At 36.2% G+C, this 16,611-nt stretch carries 17 protein-coding genes; 2 read left to right on the top strand and 15 right to left on the bottom strand.

The annotated features are described in order from the left end of the window. Positions 1-441: 441 nt before the first annotated feature. The 4 genes from ALGA_RS01510 to ALGA_RS01525 all read right to left on the bottom strand — a co-directional run bounded on the left by ALGA_RS01510 (position 442) and on the right by ALGA_RS01525 (position 5,312). Complete coding sequence (locus tag ALGA_RS01510) at positions 442-1,149, bottom strand: RluA family pseudouridine synthase (RefSeq protein ID WP_197705670.1); 708 nt, start codon at positions 1,147-1,149, stop codon at positions 442-444. Between the two features lie 97 nt (positions 1,150-1,246). Next, positions 1,247-3,511, bottom strand: coding sequence for a U32 family peptidase (locus ALGA_RS01515; protein ID WP_096427618.1), 2,265 nt, complete (start codon positions 3,509-3,511; stop codon positions 1,247-1,249). Between the two features lie 113 nt (positions 3,512-3,624). Continuing rightward, positions 3,625-4,293, bottom strand: coding sequence for a cobalamin B12-binding domain-containing protein (locus tag ALGA_RS01520; protein WP_096427619.1), 669 nt, complete (start codon positions 4,291-4,293; stop codon positions 3,625-3,627). A gap of 2 nt (positions 4,294-4,295) precedes the next feature. Then, entirely contained in the window at positions 4,296-5,312 is a 1,017-nt protein-coding gene (locus ALGA_RS01525; protein ID WP_162845362.1) for a uroporphyrinogen decarboxylase family protein, read from the bottom strand. A gap of 192 nt (positions 5,313-5,504) precedes the next feature. Between ALGA_RS01525 and ALGA_RS01530 the strand changes: the two genes are divergently transcribed. Next, entirely contained in the window at positions 5,505-6,371 is an 867-nt protein-coding gene (locus ALGA_RS01530) for an AraC family transcriptional regulator (RefSeq protein ID WP_096427621.1), read from the top strand. A 16-nt stretch (positions 6,372-6,387) separates the two neighbouring features. Here the strand turns inward: ALGA_RS01530 and ALGA_RS01535 are convergent, their stop codons facing one another. The 11 genes from ALGA_RS01535 to ALGA_RS01585 all read right to left on the bottom strand — a co-directional run bounded on the left by ALGA_RS01535 (position 6,388) and on the right by ALGA_RS01585 (position 15,767). Beyond that, a complete protein-coding gene (locus tag ALGA_RS01535; RefSeq protein WP_096427622.1) occupies positions 6,388-8,859 on the bottom strand; it encodes a sugar-binding domain-containing protein in 2,472 nt (823 codons plus the stop codon). Positions 8,860-9,079: 220 nt separating this feature from the next. Next, a complete protein-coding gene (locus ALGA_RS01540) occupies positions 9,080-9,589 on the bottom strand; it encodes a MepB family protein (RefSeq protein WP_096427623.1) in 510 nt (169 codons plus the stop codon). Further along, a complete protein-coding gene (locus ALGA_RS01545; RefSeq protein ID WP_096427624.1) occupies positions 9,589-10,917 on the bottom strand; it encodes a type II toxin-antitoxin system HipA family toxin in 1,329 nt (442 codons plus the stop codon). Before ALGA_RS01545 ends, ALGA_RS01540 begins: the two co-directional genes overlap by 1 nt. Next, positions 10,911-11,255 (bottom strand): helix-turn-helix domain-containing protein, encoded by a 345-nt coding sequence (locus ALGA_RS01550; protein ID WP_096427625.1) that lies wholly within the window; start codon positions 11,253-11,255, stop codon positions 10,911-10,913. The genes ALGA_RS01545 and ALGA_RS01550 overlap by 7 nt, the downstream gene beginning before the upstream one ends. A gap of 256 nt (positions 11,256-11,511) precedes the next feature. After that, complete coding sequence (locus ALGA_RS01555; protein WP_096427626.1) at positions 11,512-12,309, bottom strand: peroxiredoxin-like family protein; 798 nt, start codon at positions 12,307-12,309, stop codon at positions 11,512-11,514. Between the two features lie 20 nt (positions 12,310-12,329). Further along, positions 12,330-12,995: a haloacid dehalogenase type II gene (locus ALGA_RS01560; protein WP_096427627.1), complete on the bottom strand. Its 666-nt coding sequence runs from the start codon at positions 12,993-12,995 to the stop codon at positions 12,330-12,332. 22 nt (positions 12,996-13,017) lie between these two features. After that, positions 13,018-13,293 carry a cysteine-rich small domain-containing protein gene (locus ALGA_RS01565; protein WP_096427628.1) on the bottom strand — a complete coding sequence of 92 codons (276 nt, stop codon included), beginning with the start codon at positions 13,291-13,293 and terminating at the stop codon, positions 13,018-13,020. Between the two features lie 39 nt (positions 13,294-13,332). Continuing rightward, entirely contained in the window at positions 13,333-13,668 is a 336-nt protein-coding gene (locus ALGA_RS01570) for a DsrE family protein (RefSeq protein ID WP_096427629.1), read from the bottom strand. Between the two features lie 175 nt (positions 13,669-13,843). Then, a complete protein-coding gene (locus tag ALGA_RS01575) occupies positions 13,844-14,485 on the bottom strand; it encodes a DsbA family oxidoreductase (protein ID WP_096427630.1) in 642 nt (213 codons plus the stop codon). An 87-nt stretch (positions 14,486-14,572) separates the two neighbouring features. Further along, positions 14,573-15,124, bottom strand: coding sequence for a carboxymuconolactone decarboxylase family protein (locus ALGA_RS01580; RefSeq protein ID WP_096427631.1), 552 nt, complete (start codon positions 15,122-15,124; stop codon positions 14,573-14,575). 79 nt (positions 15,125-15,203) lie between these two features. After that, a complete protein-coding gene (locus ALGA_RS01585; RefSeq protein WP_096427632.1) occupies positions 15,204-15,767 on the bottom strand; it encodes a TetR/AcrR family transcriptional regulator in 564 nt (187 codons plus the stop codon). A gap of 324 nt (positions 15,768-16,091) precedes the next feature. On the opposite strand from ALGA_RS01585, the gene ppnP reads away from it, so the two are divergent. Next, entirely contained in the window at positions 16,092-16,373 is a 282-nt protein-coding gene (gene ppnP, locus ALGA_RS01590; protein WP_096427633.1) for a pyrimidine/purine nucleoside phosphorylase, read from the top strand. Positions 16,374-16,611 lie beyond the last annotated feature (238 nt).

A 16,611-nucleotide genomic window follows, 5' to 3' on the forward strand; every position in this document is an offset into this window, starting at 1 on the left:
CTGAAAATGCTTCCTTTGTTGGCAAAACAAATTAATTTACAGAATCATTGTATCCTCTGTTTGTTATCTTATAGCTTTGCTTAGGGAATAATGAAAAAGTTCGGCTCTGCTAGTAAGAAATTGCTGCAACTGCGAAAAATAGCGATGGGAGATCATTTTTTTACGCCGAACATTCGGCGAAATCGGGCGGGCATCCGGCGAATCGGGCGAGGGTTCGACGAACTCGGAATAAGGCTCGGCGAAATCGGGCGGGCATCCGGTGAATCGGGCGAGGGTTCGGCGAACTCGGAATAAGGCTCGGCGAAATCGGGCGAGCATTCGGCGAAGTCGGGCAAGCAATTTCCGAATCGGGCGAGCAATGGCCAAAATCGCTGGCAAGCATTCCGATCTGTTTTAGCCTTCGCCGCACTTAGCGAAGGGTTTTACTCGCTTTTTTGCGTATTATTTCAATAGTTGTTTAAAGAAACCAGGAATACCTGTTTCAAATGTCATCTCTTTTTTTGTAAAAGGATGCTGTATAGTAAGTGATGCTGAATGAAGAGCCAGACGTTTTACGCCCTTTCCTTTTATTCCATATATTCGATCACCAGCAACTGGATTTCCATGTTCGGCGAAATGGACACGAATCTGGTTTTTACGACCTGTGAATAGATTTATTTCGAGCATGCTATAGTGTTTCGATTCCCTTAAAACCTTATAACCTGTTTTAGCAAACTTGCCCTTATTGGGATTTTGAACCGAAAATACCCTGTGGATACTGTTCTCGGTGAGGTACGATTCTATAATGCCTTCTTTTTCGGCCAATGTTCCCTCTACAACAGCAATGTATTTTTTACTGAAACTTTGCCACTCGGTTTGCAAGAATACTTTTGCCGCTTCTGTTTTTGCAAACACCAATACGCCCGAAGTATCTTTATCAAGACGATGAACGATAAATACCCGGTTTCTTGATTTTGGATTGCCTTTTTTTACGTAATGAGTTAAATGCTGATAAGCCGTTTTCGTGCGTTCGCTATCACTTCCCATTGTGAGCAATCCACTAACCTTTTCCACAACAATAATATCCTGATCTTCGTGAAGAATAGTACAACCCGTTGGTTGAAATCTTAGCTTGACTTTATGTTGTGGTTTCTGATTCTCTTCCATCATTATTATTATTTCGAATACGGGATGTTACTGATTAAGGCAATTAAAACATTATTTTTTTTGATCGTGCAAAGATCACTCTTTCCTTTTAAGCATACAACTAAATTCCCTTTTTGTATTGCTTGTTGGTGGTAGATTGAATGACTTTTTTCAATATCGTTTCAGAATTGGCAGTCTCTTCCAATCGGTTTTCAAAAAGTTGAATAAGTTCCGATTTCGAACTGGCTAGCTTGGTTTCAGTTTTCACATCTCGTAAATCAATCATGAAAGAGGAAAAAACAGCTGGCAAATCGTTCAGAATTTCTGTATTCAGGAAATTGTTTTGATTGTAGATGGTATGATAGTTTCCTTTTGATTTTTCAATCATAAAGGATTCCTTTTTTAGATTGATAATGGATGAAGATTTCTCACAGGCCTGAATGCATGTATCATCCACTCTATTTTTCTCACAACCAGTTACCTGATGAAATAAACATTGCCTGCTGGTCATGAGTACGATGGGATGATAAATGCTGTAATGCAATTTAAAATTCGTCGGTTTTTTAATCCCTTTTATCTGATTCCGGTTCAACTCATTAGAAATAAACGCGCCAGAGCAATTCAAAGCCTCTTTTAAAGCCAGTAGACTGTACGAATTCACAATATTTAAGTGCGGACCAGCGATCCAATCAATTCCCAACTGATAAGCCTCGTAGGCAATTCCTGTATTGTTTGTAACAATCAATTTTGGTTTTAGCTGTTTCAGAAATTCTACAGCTATTGAGTAATCTTCCCCAATAATCACCGAAGGAAAGTAAGGAATTAACTTTTTGTATCGGGTAAATAAATCTGTAAAATCAGAACATTTGTCTTTGAAACAATTCGGCAATTGAAAATAGATATCGGCCTTAGTTTCATCAGTAAGATAAATATCTTCCTCAGAAGAAATCAACACCGAAAGACTCGGTTTATCGGCCTCTAGCCCCAAATTGGTAATAGCAGGAACTTGAACTGGCTCAAGCGATTCTTTCGATCCATTTAAAAGGTAAAGAATTCTTTTCTTTAGCGATGTTAGCTCTTTAAAAGAAATGTAAACATCCGCCTTTATCTCCTCCAGACTCATTTCCTCAATGAAATATTCGGTATCGTTGAAAGCCTTGAATCTTTTCAGAACCATTTCATAATCCAAAGGCTGAGTTCCTTTTGCCAGCAAATCACATTCTGAATGCACAACAAATGTTCTCTCGGGTGTTGTCACCGATACTTTTAATGGAGTACCACATTCTCCGGAAAGGTGAATTTGCAAGGGCACTTTTTTCGCACTTAGCTGATTGATCTTAGCCTCAACCAAAGCTTTAATCTCTTCCTTTTCCTGATATAATTTTAACTGCCCAGCCTCTACCTCATCAGCGGAAGCGTAGGAATTAATTTCCGAAAGATGCTTTATGGAATGATCACGAGGATTATCGATGAACATGTTTTTGCTAATCTCGCCTTTCAGCAGAGTATCCGAAAAATCGCGATTGAAAACCTTGTACAAATGGCTGTTATCTTCTCCAATCTTATTCTGATTGTGAAAAGTATCCAATTGCTTTCTCCAGGCATCAACCACCGTGTACACGTAAGCATACTTCTTAATTCTTCCTTCAATTTTAAGTGAATCAACACCAGCTTCGTACAATTCCTTTAGATCGAAAAAGGCTGAGTTGTCTTTTAAATTAAGAGGGTAATTTTTACCTGCTGCAGTTGTAATGTACTGATCGCGGCAAGGCTGACTGCAACGTCCTCTGTTGCCGGAGTTTCCGCTCAAGACCGAACTAATATAGCATATTCCTGAAAAGGAAATGCAATTGGAACCATGCACAAACACTTCGGTCAAGACATTATTCTCATGTGCTACTGAAGTTAAATGCTGTATTTCGTGGATATTTAGCTCGCGGGATAAATTTACGCGGGTAGAAGATAATTTGCTTAGGAATTTTATCTGACCCGAGTTGTGATTGGTCAGCTGAGTTGAAGCATGAACATTGAGTGATTTAAAATACTTTCTTAGCAAATAAAGCATTCCCAAATCCTGCACAATTACACCATCGATACTGGTATTCACCAATTTGTTGAGTAAGCTAATTAAGGCAGGAATTTCACGTTCTATTATAATGATATTGAGCGTAAGAAAAACTTCGCAATTGTAGCTGTGAGCTAAATGCAGAATGCCCTGCAGATTCTCAAAACTGATATTGGCAGCTCGATTTCTAGCGTTAAACTGATCCAAACCGCAATATACCGCATTCGCTCCTGCAAGTATTGCGGCTTTTATGGAATCAACATCTCCTCCTGGCGCTAATAATTCAATCTTTCTTTTTGTCACAATCTCTAACTCTTTCATGAGATGCCAAAAGTAAAGATTTTTTATTTGGGTTCAGGAAACAAATTTTCAGGATATAAATAAAGGTGACTGAGAACATCCCAATCACCTTCATGTAAATCTTGTTCCCTTATTTAGGAAGCAATACTGTTTAAGTATTCAACAACTCCCTGAGGACCTTGACTGTAACTGTCGGCTCCAATTTTATCGCAAAACTCTTGATTAACAGGAGCTCCACCGATACAAACCCTTCTGTTTTCGTTATTTGCCTTAATTGCCTTAACTATTTTCTCCATATTTGGCATCGTTGTAGTCAATAATGAAGACAAACCAATCACACTACCTGGATATTTATCTGCAGCTTCAATAAAGCTTTCCGCTTTCACATCAGTACCCAAGTCAATTACTTCGTATCCATTTCCTTCTATCATCATGGAAACCAAATTCTTTCCAATATTGTGAAGATCTCCTTCGACGGTTCCAATTACGAAAACACCTTTGCGTTTAGCCGCACCCGATGAAAAAAATGGCTTAAGGTGTTTCATAGCGCCCTCCATGGCTTTTGCAGACATCAGCACTTGTGGTACAAAAACTTTATTATCTCTAAACTTGATGCCTATCTTTTCCATTCCTAACACCAAAGCCTTGCTTAAAATATCGCCAGCCGCAGCTCCTTTTTCAAGCAATTGAATTGTTATTTCATCTGCTCCATCTTCCCCTTTTAAATTAGGAGGATAAGGAGACACTTTATTGATTTTACCGAATTCAACGGCATGTGCTAGTTTGATATATAATTCTTCCATGATTAATTTTCTTTAAAAGTTGGTTGATTTTGTGCTACATCAATAAAGGCTAATATTTTTTCTAAGCTGGTATCACTTTCCACAGAGTGTGAGGGTGAAAAAATATAACCACCATCTTTACCAAGTTCAATCAATCCCTTCGATTCTCTTAGTACATCTTCAACAGTTCCAAAAGGAAGCGTTTTTTGCATAGATAAACCTCCGTGAAATGCCAATCGACCTTTGTACATCGGTAATATTTCATACAAATCCATTACTTCGGGTTGAAAAGGATTGAAACTATTTAATCCTGCTTCTACCAATAATGGGAACAACTCATCTACATCGCCGCAGCTATGAATCATTACATATTTTCCTGCATCGCGAACTCTTTTATACATTCGCTGTATTTGAGGATATAAGAATTCCTTCCAAGTATCAATTCCCATGATTAGGCCTTCCTGTTGGCCCCAATCATCACCAAAATAAACGGCATCAATATCGTATTCCAATGCCTTATCAATTTGAGCTATGTTGTAATCACCAATTTTCTCCATTAGTTCGTGAACAAAATCAGGGTAAAGCATGAAATCCATCAACAGGTTTTCCATTCCACGCATAGTCCAGGCTCTTTCGTATAATGAAAATCCGATTTGGAATACACGAAACAAATCTGGTTTCTTTGCAATTTCAGGTTCGATATTGGAATAAAATCGAGGATCATGCGGATTAGGAAAATAAACACCTTCCATGCTTGGTTCTTTAATCAAAACCTCAACCGGCATTCCAATATCTTTATCAACCGAACGATCCCAAACTACGTTAAAAACGTCCTTAAACATATTAGGTGCAACCTCATCGAAAAAACCAATATCACTTCCTAAATTAAGAATGTGGTTTCCCAAAGGGATATCTAAATCTTCCTCTTTATAATAATCCTGAAGAATCTCTTTCGGTTCAACAGTGAATTTAAAAGACCAGGGTACATACGGTGGCTTTTTCCCGTCAAGAACCATTTTTACAACTTCTCTTTTTGTCATGATGTTTAGTATTTTGGGTTTAACAGTTTCATTTACTACAAATTAAAAGAATATTAACATGGTTTTCTTTCTCTTTGTTGACTTGTATTTAGCTATATTTGCCTAACACCACGAATTGAGCAAAAATACCATGGTGAGAAGAATGATTTCACTTATCTTGTCATTTGAAATACGAATACAATTAACAAGCGAATGATCCCCAAAGTTGAGAGAGTCGAAAAAAGAAATGGTGAATCTTTTGTTGTTGGCAAATACAGCAATAAATGGTTTGAACGCACTTGGCATTATCATCCTGAATATGAGTTGTTATTAATTACCAAAGGATCCGGCATTCGCGTAATTGGGAACAATAGGAGTACATTTAAGGAAGGTGACTTGGTTCTGGTAGGTGGAGATATTCCTCATGCCTGGTTCTCCGATGCGTCCTTTTTCGAAGCTGATAATCATGAGCTTTGTGAATCTACTTACGTGCAATTCAACCGATCCATTTTTGGCAACCACTTCGCAAATCTCCCTGAAATGAAAAACATTCAGAGAATGCTTGACGAAGCTAAATTTGGATTAAATTTTTGGGATGTAAACAAGTCGGAAATCTTCAATCAAATTAAAGATCTGCCCAACAGTTCGGGTCTTACACGTTTACTAAGTTTAATAAAAATACTGGAGCTCTTTATGCAGGGAAAACCCCAGCTTATTATTTCAAAAGATTACTTTACCGATTCATTTATCTCAAAATCTGTTCGAATAAGGAAAGTACATGAGTATGTAATGAATTATTACATGGATGATATTAGCCTGCAAAATGCAGCAAAATTAGTTGAAATGAATGTGAGTTCTTTTTGCCGTTTCTTCAAAAAAATGACCAAACGAACTTTCTCTCAGTATGTAAAAGAAACCCGAATTGATTTTGCTCAGCAATTACTAATTAATACCGAATTAGCATCCAATCAGATTGGTTTTGAATGCGGTTTTAGTTCCGTAGCCTATTTCAACCAATGTTTTAAAAGCATTAGCGATATGTCACCACTGGAATACCGTTCAAGGTATAAAAAGATATAAGACAAACACCTCAACCTTATTCCGTTATAATTACAATCTCGTTGGATTCCAATTTACCTGCTTTCGCAGATATTTTTATTTCACCCGCTTTTCGTGTGCTTTGAACCAATAACATTGCCCTGCCATTATGAGTTACAATTAAATTGGATTTATGATTTTGTACGTTCCGATCCCATCCATTGTCAACCCCAATGTTTACTCCTTCTCCTTCGATAGTAAAGGAAAGCTGCATTTCTTTGTCGGGAACTAAATCGCCCGATTTTGTTTGAGTAAATGCCTCAATATGGATTGCATCATAGCCATTTGCATTCATATTTGTTCTGTCTGCTTTTAGAACAATTTTCGATATATACTTAGCCGTTCTAATGGCATACTCTGCTTCTTTTATATCTGCGTTTACCCCTACTGCTTTTATTTCTCCTACCTGATAGGACACCAAATATTTCACAATATGATCGCTAAAATCAGATGGACTTTTTAAACCATAGCTTTTTTTGTTCACGAACAGTTCTACTTGCGGAGAGTTCGAATAAACCTCAACAAATACAGAATCGCCTTCGTTATAATTCCAGGTTTGTTCTACATCTTCAAACAACCATTTATCCAACCAATTTTGCACCCGATTATCGATAAACTTTCCATTTTCGTATTTCCACTGCGCTTTTTTAGCGTGTTTGGTAGCCAAATAAGTGTATGGCTTATCGTTCCAAAGGGTTCTGTAAAAATGACCTCTAGGTGTATAAAATGCACTGAAATCCAGTAAAGAAATCTCTAAACCTTTCCATGGAAACGGACCTGATTCGCCCAAATAAGCAATACCGGTCCAGATAAAAATACCAGCAACAAAATCACGATCTACAGCATCTTTCCATTCCTGATAAGTTCCCCAATTCTCTGATCCATACATGAGACGATTTGGGTAATTCTTATGATCTTCATCATAATTCTGCGCTCTGTAATTATAACCAATTACATCGGGCACATCAAAATATCCAGTAATATTTCCAGCTCTGGGAAGTACTCCTCCAGTAGTAACAAAACGGCTCTGATCCACTTCTTTGATCCATTTTTCGATCTGCTCTGCCGTTTCTTTTAACTCATCATGTCCATCGCCAGTTTCTTCAACCAAAACTTTATTACCCAAACCTTGATTACTCTTCTCCATCTTAAAGTAATACGGGTAGGTCCATTCGATTTCGTTGCCCATGCTCCACATAATTATCGAAGGGTGATTGCGCGAATAACGAACCATATCTTTCACATCACGCTCTGCCCATTCATCAAAATCATCACCGTATCCAGTTTCTAAATCAGGTCGCATATCATCTGCAAAACGAGAAGTAATCCATTTACTCTTGTTACGTTTCCACTCATCCAAGGCCTCGTTGATTACCACAAATCCCATTTCGTCGCACAATGTTAAAAGACCAGGATCACCAGGATTATGAGCCAGTCGAATGGCATTTACACCAATCTCTTTCAGTTTTAACAATCGTCTTTTCCAAACGTCACGAATAAATACGGCACCAACGGCTCCTGCATCGTGATGAAGACAAACTCCTTTTAATTTAACACTCTTATCATTTAAAAAGAAACCTTTGTTCGCATCAAAGCGAATCGATCGAACTCCAAAATCAACAGTATAAGTGTCTACTATATTTTTCCCTGATAGAACCTGAATTTCGGCCTTGTACATATTGGTTTGCTCAATACTCCATAGTTTTGGATTCTTAAGCGATAAACTCAAATTTGCAGTATCACAAGATGTAGAGCTCAGCTTTTCATCAGCTTTTGCAATTGTATTGTTCTGTTTGTCTTTTATCAAGACTTTAATATTCAATTTTTGTGATTTACGCTCAGCATTTTTCACAACTACAGCCAAAACTACTTTTGCATTTTGTGTTGTAACCTGTGGAGTTTCAACCCAAGCTCCAAACTGAGGAACATATACTTTAGATGTATTTACCAATCGTACACTTCGGTAGATTCCAGAACCGGAATACCAACGGGAATCTGCGTAATTAGAATGGTCTACCTTTACTGCAATGGTGTTTTCACCTCCGTAGTTTAGATATTGACTTAGCTCGTAAGTAAAAGCGCTGTAACCATAAGGTCGTTTCCCTAAATAATGCCCATTAATCCAAACCTCCGAATTACGATACACACCATCGAATTCAATATGAGTAATTGTATTTTTCCAAGCAGAAGCTACTTCGAATGTTTTTCGGTACCAACCAATGCCTGTAGGTAGAAAACCTGTAGAGCCAGCCGTATTTTCTGTCGTATAGCTTTGTTCGATCGACCAATCGTGAGGAAGATTTAGCAAACGCCAATCAGCATCGTCAAATTGAGAATTCTGAGCTTCATTCACATCTCCAAGATGAAACTTCCAATCAAAATTAAAATCTTTATTTGTTCGTGAATTATCAGCAAAACCAGATGAGGTAACTGCTAAAAGAAGTACTAAAGCTAAAATTGATTTTTTCATGATGCTCAGGATAAGTTTTATAAGTCAGCTATCAAATTAAATCTATATTGATATCTGAAAACACAAAACTACAAAACAGAGATGATTTTTGTCAAAACTATATTGCCAATCATTTAGTTATATTGCCTTTCGAAATCTATAAGGTGAATATTTTCAGATGAATTCTCTAAATGAATTTTCTGTTCAAAAAAGCAGACCGACTTATTTCTCCCAGTTCTGATTAATCTGTTTTAGAATACAAAAACTTTGCCCGATCTAAATCAATAGGCTGGTCAATATCAAGGGATAAAAAGTACTTCAACTGCCATTTTTGTGTTTTTTCTGCTTGCTTACTATTTGTCTTATCCCAAGGTGGATAAACCCGAAATGCTCTTTTCCCTCCCTTCCCTTCAGTAGAAATAATGCCTTGCTTTACTAATTCTGATATAGGAAAAACAAATTGTCCAAAACAGTTGTCCGAGCACGTATTTATGATGAAAAAATCAATTCTATCGGAACTATCAAAAGCCTGTATGGGTCCATTCCCTATTCTTTTCCAAACCGTAACAAATTGTCCTGTTTTTGTAGGAGTAATTTTGGACCTTCTTGCAATAACAAAAGATTTGTTGATTTCGAATGTGCAGGCATCATATTCCCTACTCTCTTTTTCCAAAACAAAGTTCTTAATTTCAAAAGCACATTTGTCGTAAACCAGCTCCTTTACCCCTGAAAAATCAAAGTTTGATGTCATTAGCTAGATTTTTCTTTTCCAAAATTCAATAGTGTCCCTTTAATGGCGTCTCGCAATTTAGAATCTACGCTAACTTTATCTGCATAACGATCCCAGTTTTGCACTTTAGCATTTATTTCAGAGATGATTTTTTCTGATTTTTTGATATTCATTGCTTTAGCAAAGGCTAACAGATCACTTCTTTGCAGATCTTTCCTTTTGCCATTAATACTTAAAGAATGCTGACTTACCCAAATACTATCCGGCCGGTAGGCATGGCAAATATCGTATGCTGGTGCCAACTCCCAACTCTCTCCTTCTTTTAATCTAAAAGCAAAATTCTTTGTATGGTCATCACAATTACGTGCAATTACATTAAATATCATTCTTCGATACATTTGCTCTGCTTGTGGGTATGGCAAACGAAGTATTCTCATGGTCTGAAACAATTGCTCGTAACTAAAACTTCTTACCTCGTTAAAATCATAATGCTGCATCGCACAAAATGTTTGAATGTGGTATTTTTCAGATCCATTTTCACGGTCAAATCGCTTGGTCATAAAATGTGCTCTGCCATTTTCCTCCAATAGATCAGATTCCATCATCTCAATACCACAGTCTTTTGCCATGTTGTAATAGGCCATTTCGATTCTTCCATAACCAATGGTTTTTCCAAATTGAGCATCACTTACACCATCCAGCTTTATTAACCAATGCTCAAACCCTTTCGGAGCATTCGCTTGACCGGAACGAACCTGTCCTGTTTTTTTATTATAGGCAATAATTGCTTTGGGTCTTGCTCCACCAGCTGATGTTCCTATTTTTAGGATTTCCATCATTGCCCGTTGTTCATCTTTGCTCAAATTGGCTTCAAAATCTTCTCGTTTACCAAGCATTTTTTGTGCAATATCAACGAGTCCATTGATCTCAACCTGAAAAGAATTTTTATTTGAGTTGAGTTGAGTAGGTTCAAATTCTAAAGCACCCATACCTCTTGTTCCGATAAAACAGAGTTGTTCTATGGGATTCATACTATTTTCGGGACGACCATTTTGTGCTAACCAAACATTTATAAGCTGATTTCCATATTTATCGGGTAATACATCTGCTAATAAACCTGGCAAGCCTTTAAATGTATCGTATTCGCTGTTTTTTGAAGGTCTGAGTTCAGGAAATGAAAATATGCGCTGACTGGATTGAATGGGCATTTTGACTGGTGCTAAATCTATCCCCAGCGATTTAAATTTAGGCTCGTATTCGAAACTGGCAAGGCCTTGATTCTCATCCCAAGCTACAGCCCCAACCGTCTGACCCCAAATTTTGACATATGCTGTTTTTATTTCTACCATTCGCTTTCATTTTGCTCATTATCATCCTTGCCTCTTGCTCTTTGCCTTTTTTGCTTATCCAACTTGGCCAGTTCCAATGGACTTAACTGACTTTCAATCTTAAAATTATCAAGTACATGCAATAAGTCAAGCGCTCTCAGAATTTGTAGTAGGGAAATCAATGAAACAGCTTCCCCTTTTTCAATTTGACTCACTGTCCAGCGATTAACACCGGCAGTTTCAGCAATTTTTGCTTGTGTTTTATTTTGCAGTAAACGTTGCTGCTTCACATACCCACCAATGGTAGAAATGATTGCCTTATCACTCATCGAAACCCAATCCATGTTGGTATTTGCCATCACTAATGCTTTTAAATATATTTAATGTTAGTATTCACCAGCATAAATATAAAAAAAAATAATTCACTTACAAATAATTATTGTTGGTAAATCCAATCACTATAAGCAATTATGATCTTTTATGCTGGGGTTCCCCATCATAAAAGATCATCTTAATTGTATGTAAATTAATTGGTGTTTTTACGGAATTGAACTCTAAATCAATGGACGATAGAATTCTTTAAGCCCAAATACTTTCTATAGAATAATTTACTCCTTAGTTTCCTGCATTAAGTTTCGCTAAAGCAGCTATCACATCGTTAGGCTCAGCACGATTTCTATAATCTGCATCTAAAAAGGCATATTGTATGATTCCTTTTTGATCGATAACGTAGGTTGCAGCTAAAGGCAATTCATCGCTTTCATCTCCATTGTAACTGTGCATATCGAAAGCTTTCTGGTACAAAGCTGCTACTTCAGGAGTAAGTTTAAATACGACACCATATTCCTTTGCTACTTTATTAGCAACATCGCTCAATACAGTAAATTCAAGTGAGTGTTTCTCCGTTGTGTTTAAAGACTGGTCAGGTATCTCTGGTGTTAGAGCGATTAAAGAAGCTCCTGCCTTTTGAAAATCAGGAAGTCGTTCTTGCAAATTATGCAAGGTAATATTGCAATATGGACACCATCCACCTCTGTACCAAACAAGAATAACCGGGCCTTTTTTTAGCTCATTATATAATGTAACCGGCTTACTCATTTGGTTATTTAAGGTAAAATCAGGAACCTTGTCTCCAATATTTAATGCTTTTTCAAGTATCCCAGAATTTTTTACGGCATCAATACCTTCAGCATAAGCCTTTTTCACTTCTTCTGGAGCAGCTTTTGTAAATTCCTCACGTCTTACATTCAATAATGAAGCTAATGGTGTGTTTTCAGTACTACTTTCTTCCCTACTATTAACTTGTTGTTTCGTATTCATTTCTTTTGATTTTCCTTCTTTACTGTCTTTCGTTTGACAACTTACAGTGATCAGTAAACCCGTGATTACTGTTAATATGGTTTTCGTATACATGATATCGTATTTATAATGATCTAGCTTGTTTTAAATAGATCTGTTAATGCACTTATTACTGTTGTCGGCTCAATTCCCCATGGATCAAAAACTGTATCTGGAGATCGTTGTACCCATGCGGAGCGCATGCCGTAAGAAACCGCTCCTATTACATCAAAAGGATTACTTGAGATTAACCAGGAATCGGATTTAGTAGAGTTTGTTTGCTGATTGAAATGCTCATAAACTAAAGGGCTTGGTTTAAAAACCTGTACATCTTCCACACTCACAATGCCATCAAAAAGATCGATAATTTCTGCATTTACCAAAAGTTCCGAAATAGCACTTGAACTTCCATTTGAGAAGGCAAATAATTTGTGTCCTGATTCCTTTAGCTTTTCCAATCCAGCTTTTACATCTGGGAAAGCTGGCAATACTGTATATCCATACATTAAATCACTTTGTTGCGCTTCACTTAAATCAATTTTAAAGACTTTACAACAGTATGTTAATGCATCTTTAGTACAAACCGAAAAGTCAACATATTTATTCATCAGTCCCCGTCTGAAAGAATATTCCAGTTGCTTATTTCTCCAAGTATCCATGAAGGATTTTGCTTGTTTTCCGATCAATTCTTCCAATGAATCAAAAATGCCAGATGTGTTTATTAATGTCCCGTAAACATCAAATGCCAATGTATATTTCATCCTTTAAAGTTTTACTAGTTTCTTACTCCCTTTCACTTCCAATTTTAGTAACCATACTCATCTTGCTCATTACATGCTTATAGGCATTTTTGGTATGAGGCAATGTGCAATCACTACAATCTTTATGTCCATTGGTATATTTGAAATTACCTCCACATTGATCTTTTAACATGTACAAGGGGCAAAAACAAAACAAACAATTAAACTCGGCCTCATTTTCAACTTTATGACAAGGGAAAAATTCGCACTTTGTATTTTGGGTAAATTTGTAATTCTCTGTAGTAAATTTGAATTTCATATGCGCTATAGTAAATCGGTTTTGTAAATAATTAACAGCTTATAAAGTCAGCATTTTTTCATCATTTTTAAGATATGCCGTTAATGGTTCTCCCATGTATTTAACGTCAAGATTTAAATTTTCCAATATTTCGCTTACACCGTAATTATCTGAGCAGGCCCGACATGCTTCAATCTGAACTCCAGCCGCCAGCATTTTACGAACTTCATTTTGTATTTCAACATCTTCACCAACAAGTTTAGCCGAAGGTCCCCAAATAATCACATTGACCTCTTTCCACCATCCCTGTTTCTTAGCATTGGTAGAATACATTGAGATCATGTTTATTACGGTATCCTTATTGTCAGTTGTCCAAAGTATGTTTAGTTTATCCATTTTATTTGATTTTTAGAAATCATTTTCATCCCTGTTGTATTTTTTTGGTAAAGACTGGGATTTTAATTTGTCCAAATTTATTAAAAAAAGGCTTGATCTCCTGGTATAAACATGCCCCTCTCGCAAATGCAGTCCAAATTTTTATTTATTTTGCCAGAATGAGGTTTTCATCTCTTTATTTTAACAAGTCCGCTAAAACCTGCTTGTATACATCTACAGATTGAGAACCAACAAGCGAACTGGATCGATTAAAAACTATTGTTGGCACCGATGATATTCCAGCATTTTTCCATAACGATTCCTGACTTAGAACACGTTCTCGAGCCTCATTATTCTCCAATCTTGCCATTGCCTCATCAAGGTTTAAACCAACACGTTTAACTTCCTCTTTTAGAATTTCACGATCAGAGACATTTTTTCCTTCCGTAAAATAGGCCGCAAACAAACGCATTTTCAGTTCGGTCTGCTTGCCCATTTCTTTTGCATAAGCAAGTAAAACATGTGCATCTCTGGTGTTTACAATTCTTTTTCCTTCAAAGAAATTAAATTCGAATCCAACACCTTCTCCTAGTTTTAGCATGTTTGACTGTGAATCTCTCCATTGTTCTGGAGAACTTCCATATTTTCGTTTTACATGATCCAAAATATCTTCCCCCTCTTTAGGCATATTCGAATTCAACTCGAACGGCTGCCATTCAATTTCCACCTTATCTTGTATTCCCATTTCAGAAATAGCTTGTTCCAGTCGTTTATACCCTACAATACACCACGGGCAAACAACATCCGATATGATGTCTAATTTTATTTTATCTGTCATATTAAAATTGTATTACTAAAATTATCCATTCTCCTTAATCGCTTATTACAACACAAACAATAAAGTTCGTCCTGATTCAACAATTTACTAATTCTTCGACCAAGTAAATTTTTCAAATGGCTTATCAATTGGTGTTTCGGCAATATGATTTGTGTAGTTGCTGATTATTTTTTGCGAAAGACCTAGAATAATATCCAATAGATGACGTTTCTCGTATCCTGCGGCGTAAAAAGCCTCTAATTCCTCACCAGAAACATTTCCACGCTTACGAACAACAGAAAGTGTCATTTCATGTAATGCTTGCAGTTTCTCAGTTGGCATTGCAGTTTGATTTCTTAAGGCTTCTGTTATCGCAGGATCTACTTTCATCATGTTCGCAATACCTGTATGTGCTGGCACACAGTAATGACATTCATGTTCTACATTAATTGTTTGCCACACCACTGTTAACTCATCATTATTGAATGAAGAATTAGAAAATAATTCATGCAACACTTGGTAAGCTTCAAGCAATTGTGGCGATTCAGCCAAAACTCCGTGCAAACCAGGTAACATACCAAAAGCTTTTACTGATTTTTCTAATAATACTTTACTGTTTTCCGGTGCTGAATCTATACTGTGAACTTTTAATTTACTCATGATTTTTCCTTTTATTATTATAATTATCTGATTTCAAAATTTTACTAAGCAACCGCTTAGTTTATTGATAAAAAAAATGCTAGAGATTTTCAAAAACATTTTCAATATAATCATCTAACTGATCTCTACTAAAAAACTTAGATGCCATCGACAATCCTAACATTGAAATTATTAAATAGTTAGCCTGTTTTTCTATCGTTTCCTCACTTTTGCCTGTATCAAATTTCAAATTATCCACAAATAAGTTTCTAACCTCATTTGTAAATTTAAAACTCTCCTCCATTATTAAACTGTCCGCACTTCCTCCTAATTCATTAACCGCATTCGTAACTAAACATCCTTTTTTAGTTTCATTTTCTTTCGAAAATTCAATAAAATCAATAAAGTATTGCTTAATTCCTTCTTTCCCATTTGCCGATACCTTTAGCTTATCTGTAAGTAGTCCTAATTTCTTTTTATAGCACTTTAAACTTTCCAAAAAAACACCTTCTTTACTTCCAAAACTAGAGTATATGGAGAATTGGTTGATACCCATTTCTTTTTCCAACATACGAGTTGAAGTAGATTCATAACCATTCAGCCAGAAAAGGTTCATCGCCTTTTCTATCACTTCCTCTTCAATATATTCTTTTCGTCTAGCCATTTTTTTTCTTACTACAATACAAAACTAAACAACTGCTTAGTTAAAAGCAAATTTTTAACTTTTTTTAATAATCCAAACTGACACAAAGCATATATTTCAATATATACCAGAGTTATTGAATAACAATTCAAATATGGAAGCTTGCGCATTTCAAAAAGTCGTCTTATCAATATAGCTAATGAGTTTTGCTTGCTGTTTTTTATTCTTTCTTAGCCTTAGCTCTTGTTTCAAGTTTATCCCCTTACTCCTTTCTTACAAGCCTATAAAAAAATTGCAACTTTAATTCATTTAACTATATTTGCTTAAATTTTAAAAAATAAAATTATGATTTCGGCTAACGCATATTTTAATGATACCGTAAAATCTTTAGGCTACACAACTGCATCGGGTAAATCAACTGTTGGAGTTATGGAAGAAGGCAACTATGAATTTGGAACTTCAATGCACGAAACAATGACTGTTCTTGAAGGTGAATTAATTGTATTACTTCCTAACAAAACTGAATGGAAATCTTACAAACCAAGCGAAACTTTTGAAATTGAAGCGAATGCTTCTTTTAAAGTAAAATCGATTGGACAAACCTCCTATTTGTGTCAATACAAATAATCAATTTGCTATAAAAATTATTAACTAGTTTAGCGACACGATACGTGTCGCTTCTCTATTCATTTATTATAAGTAACCCACCTCTTTAAAAAAAATCCACCTAAATACTGATCTCCATCTTTCGTTGTTGCAAGTTGTTTCCCATTGCCACTGCCAAAGAGTTAAAACTGTGGATAAAAGCAAAACCACCAACCTACTGGCCGGGATGTAGTTCACTCTCATGATCGCAGATTGCTGG

Origin of the sequence: Labilibaculum antarcticum, from assembly GCF_002356295.1 — a bacterium.
GTDB lineage: Bacteria > Bacteroidota > Bacteroidia > Bacteroidales > Marinifilaceae > Labilibaculum > Labilibaculum antarcticum.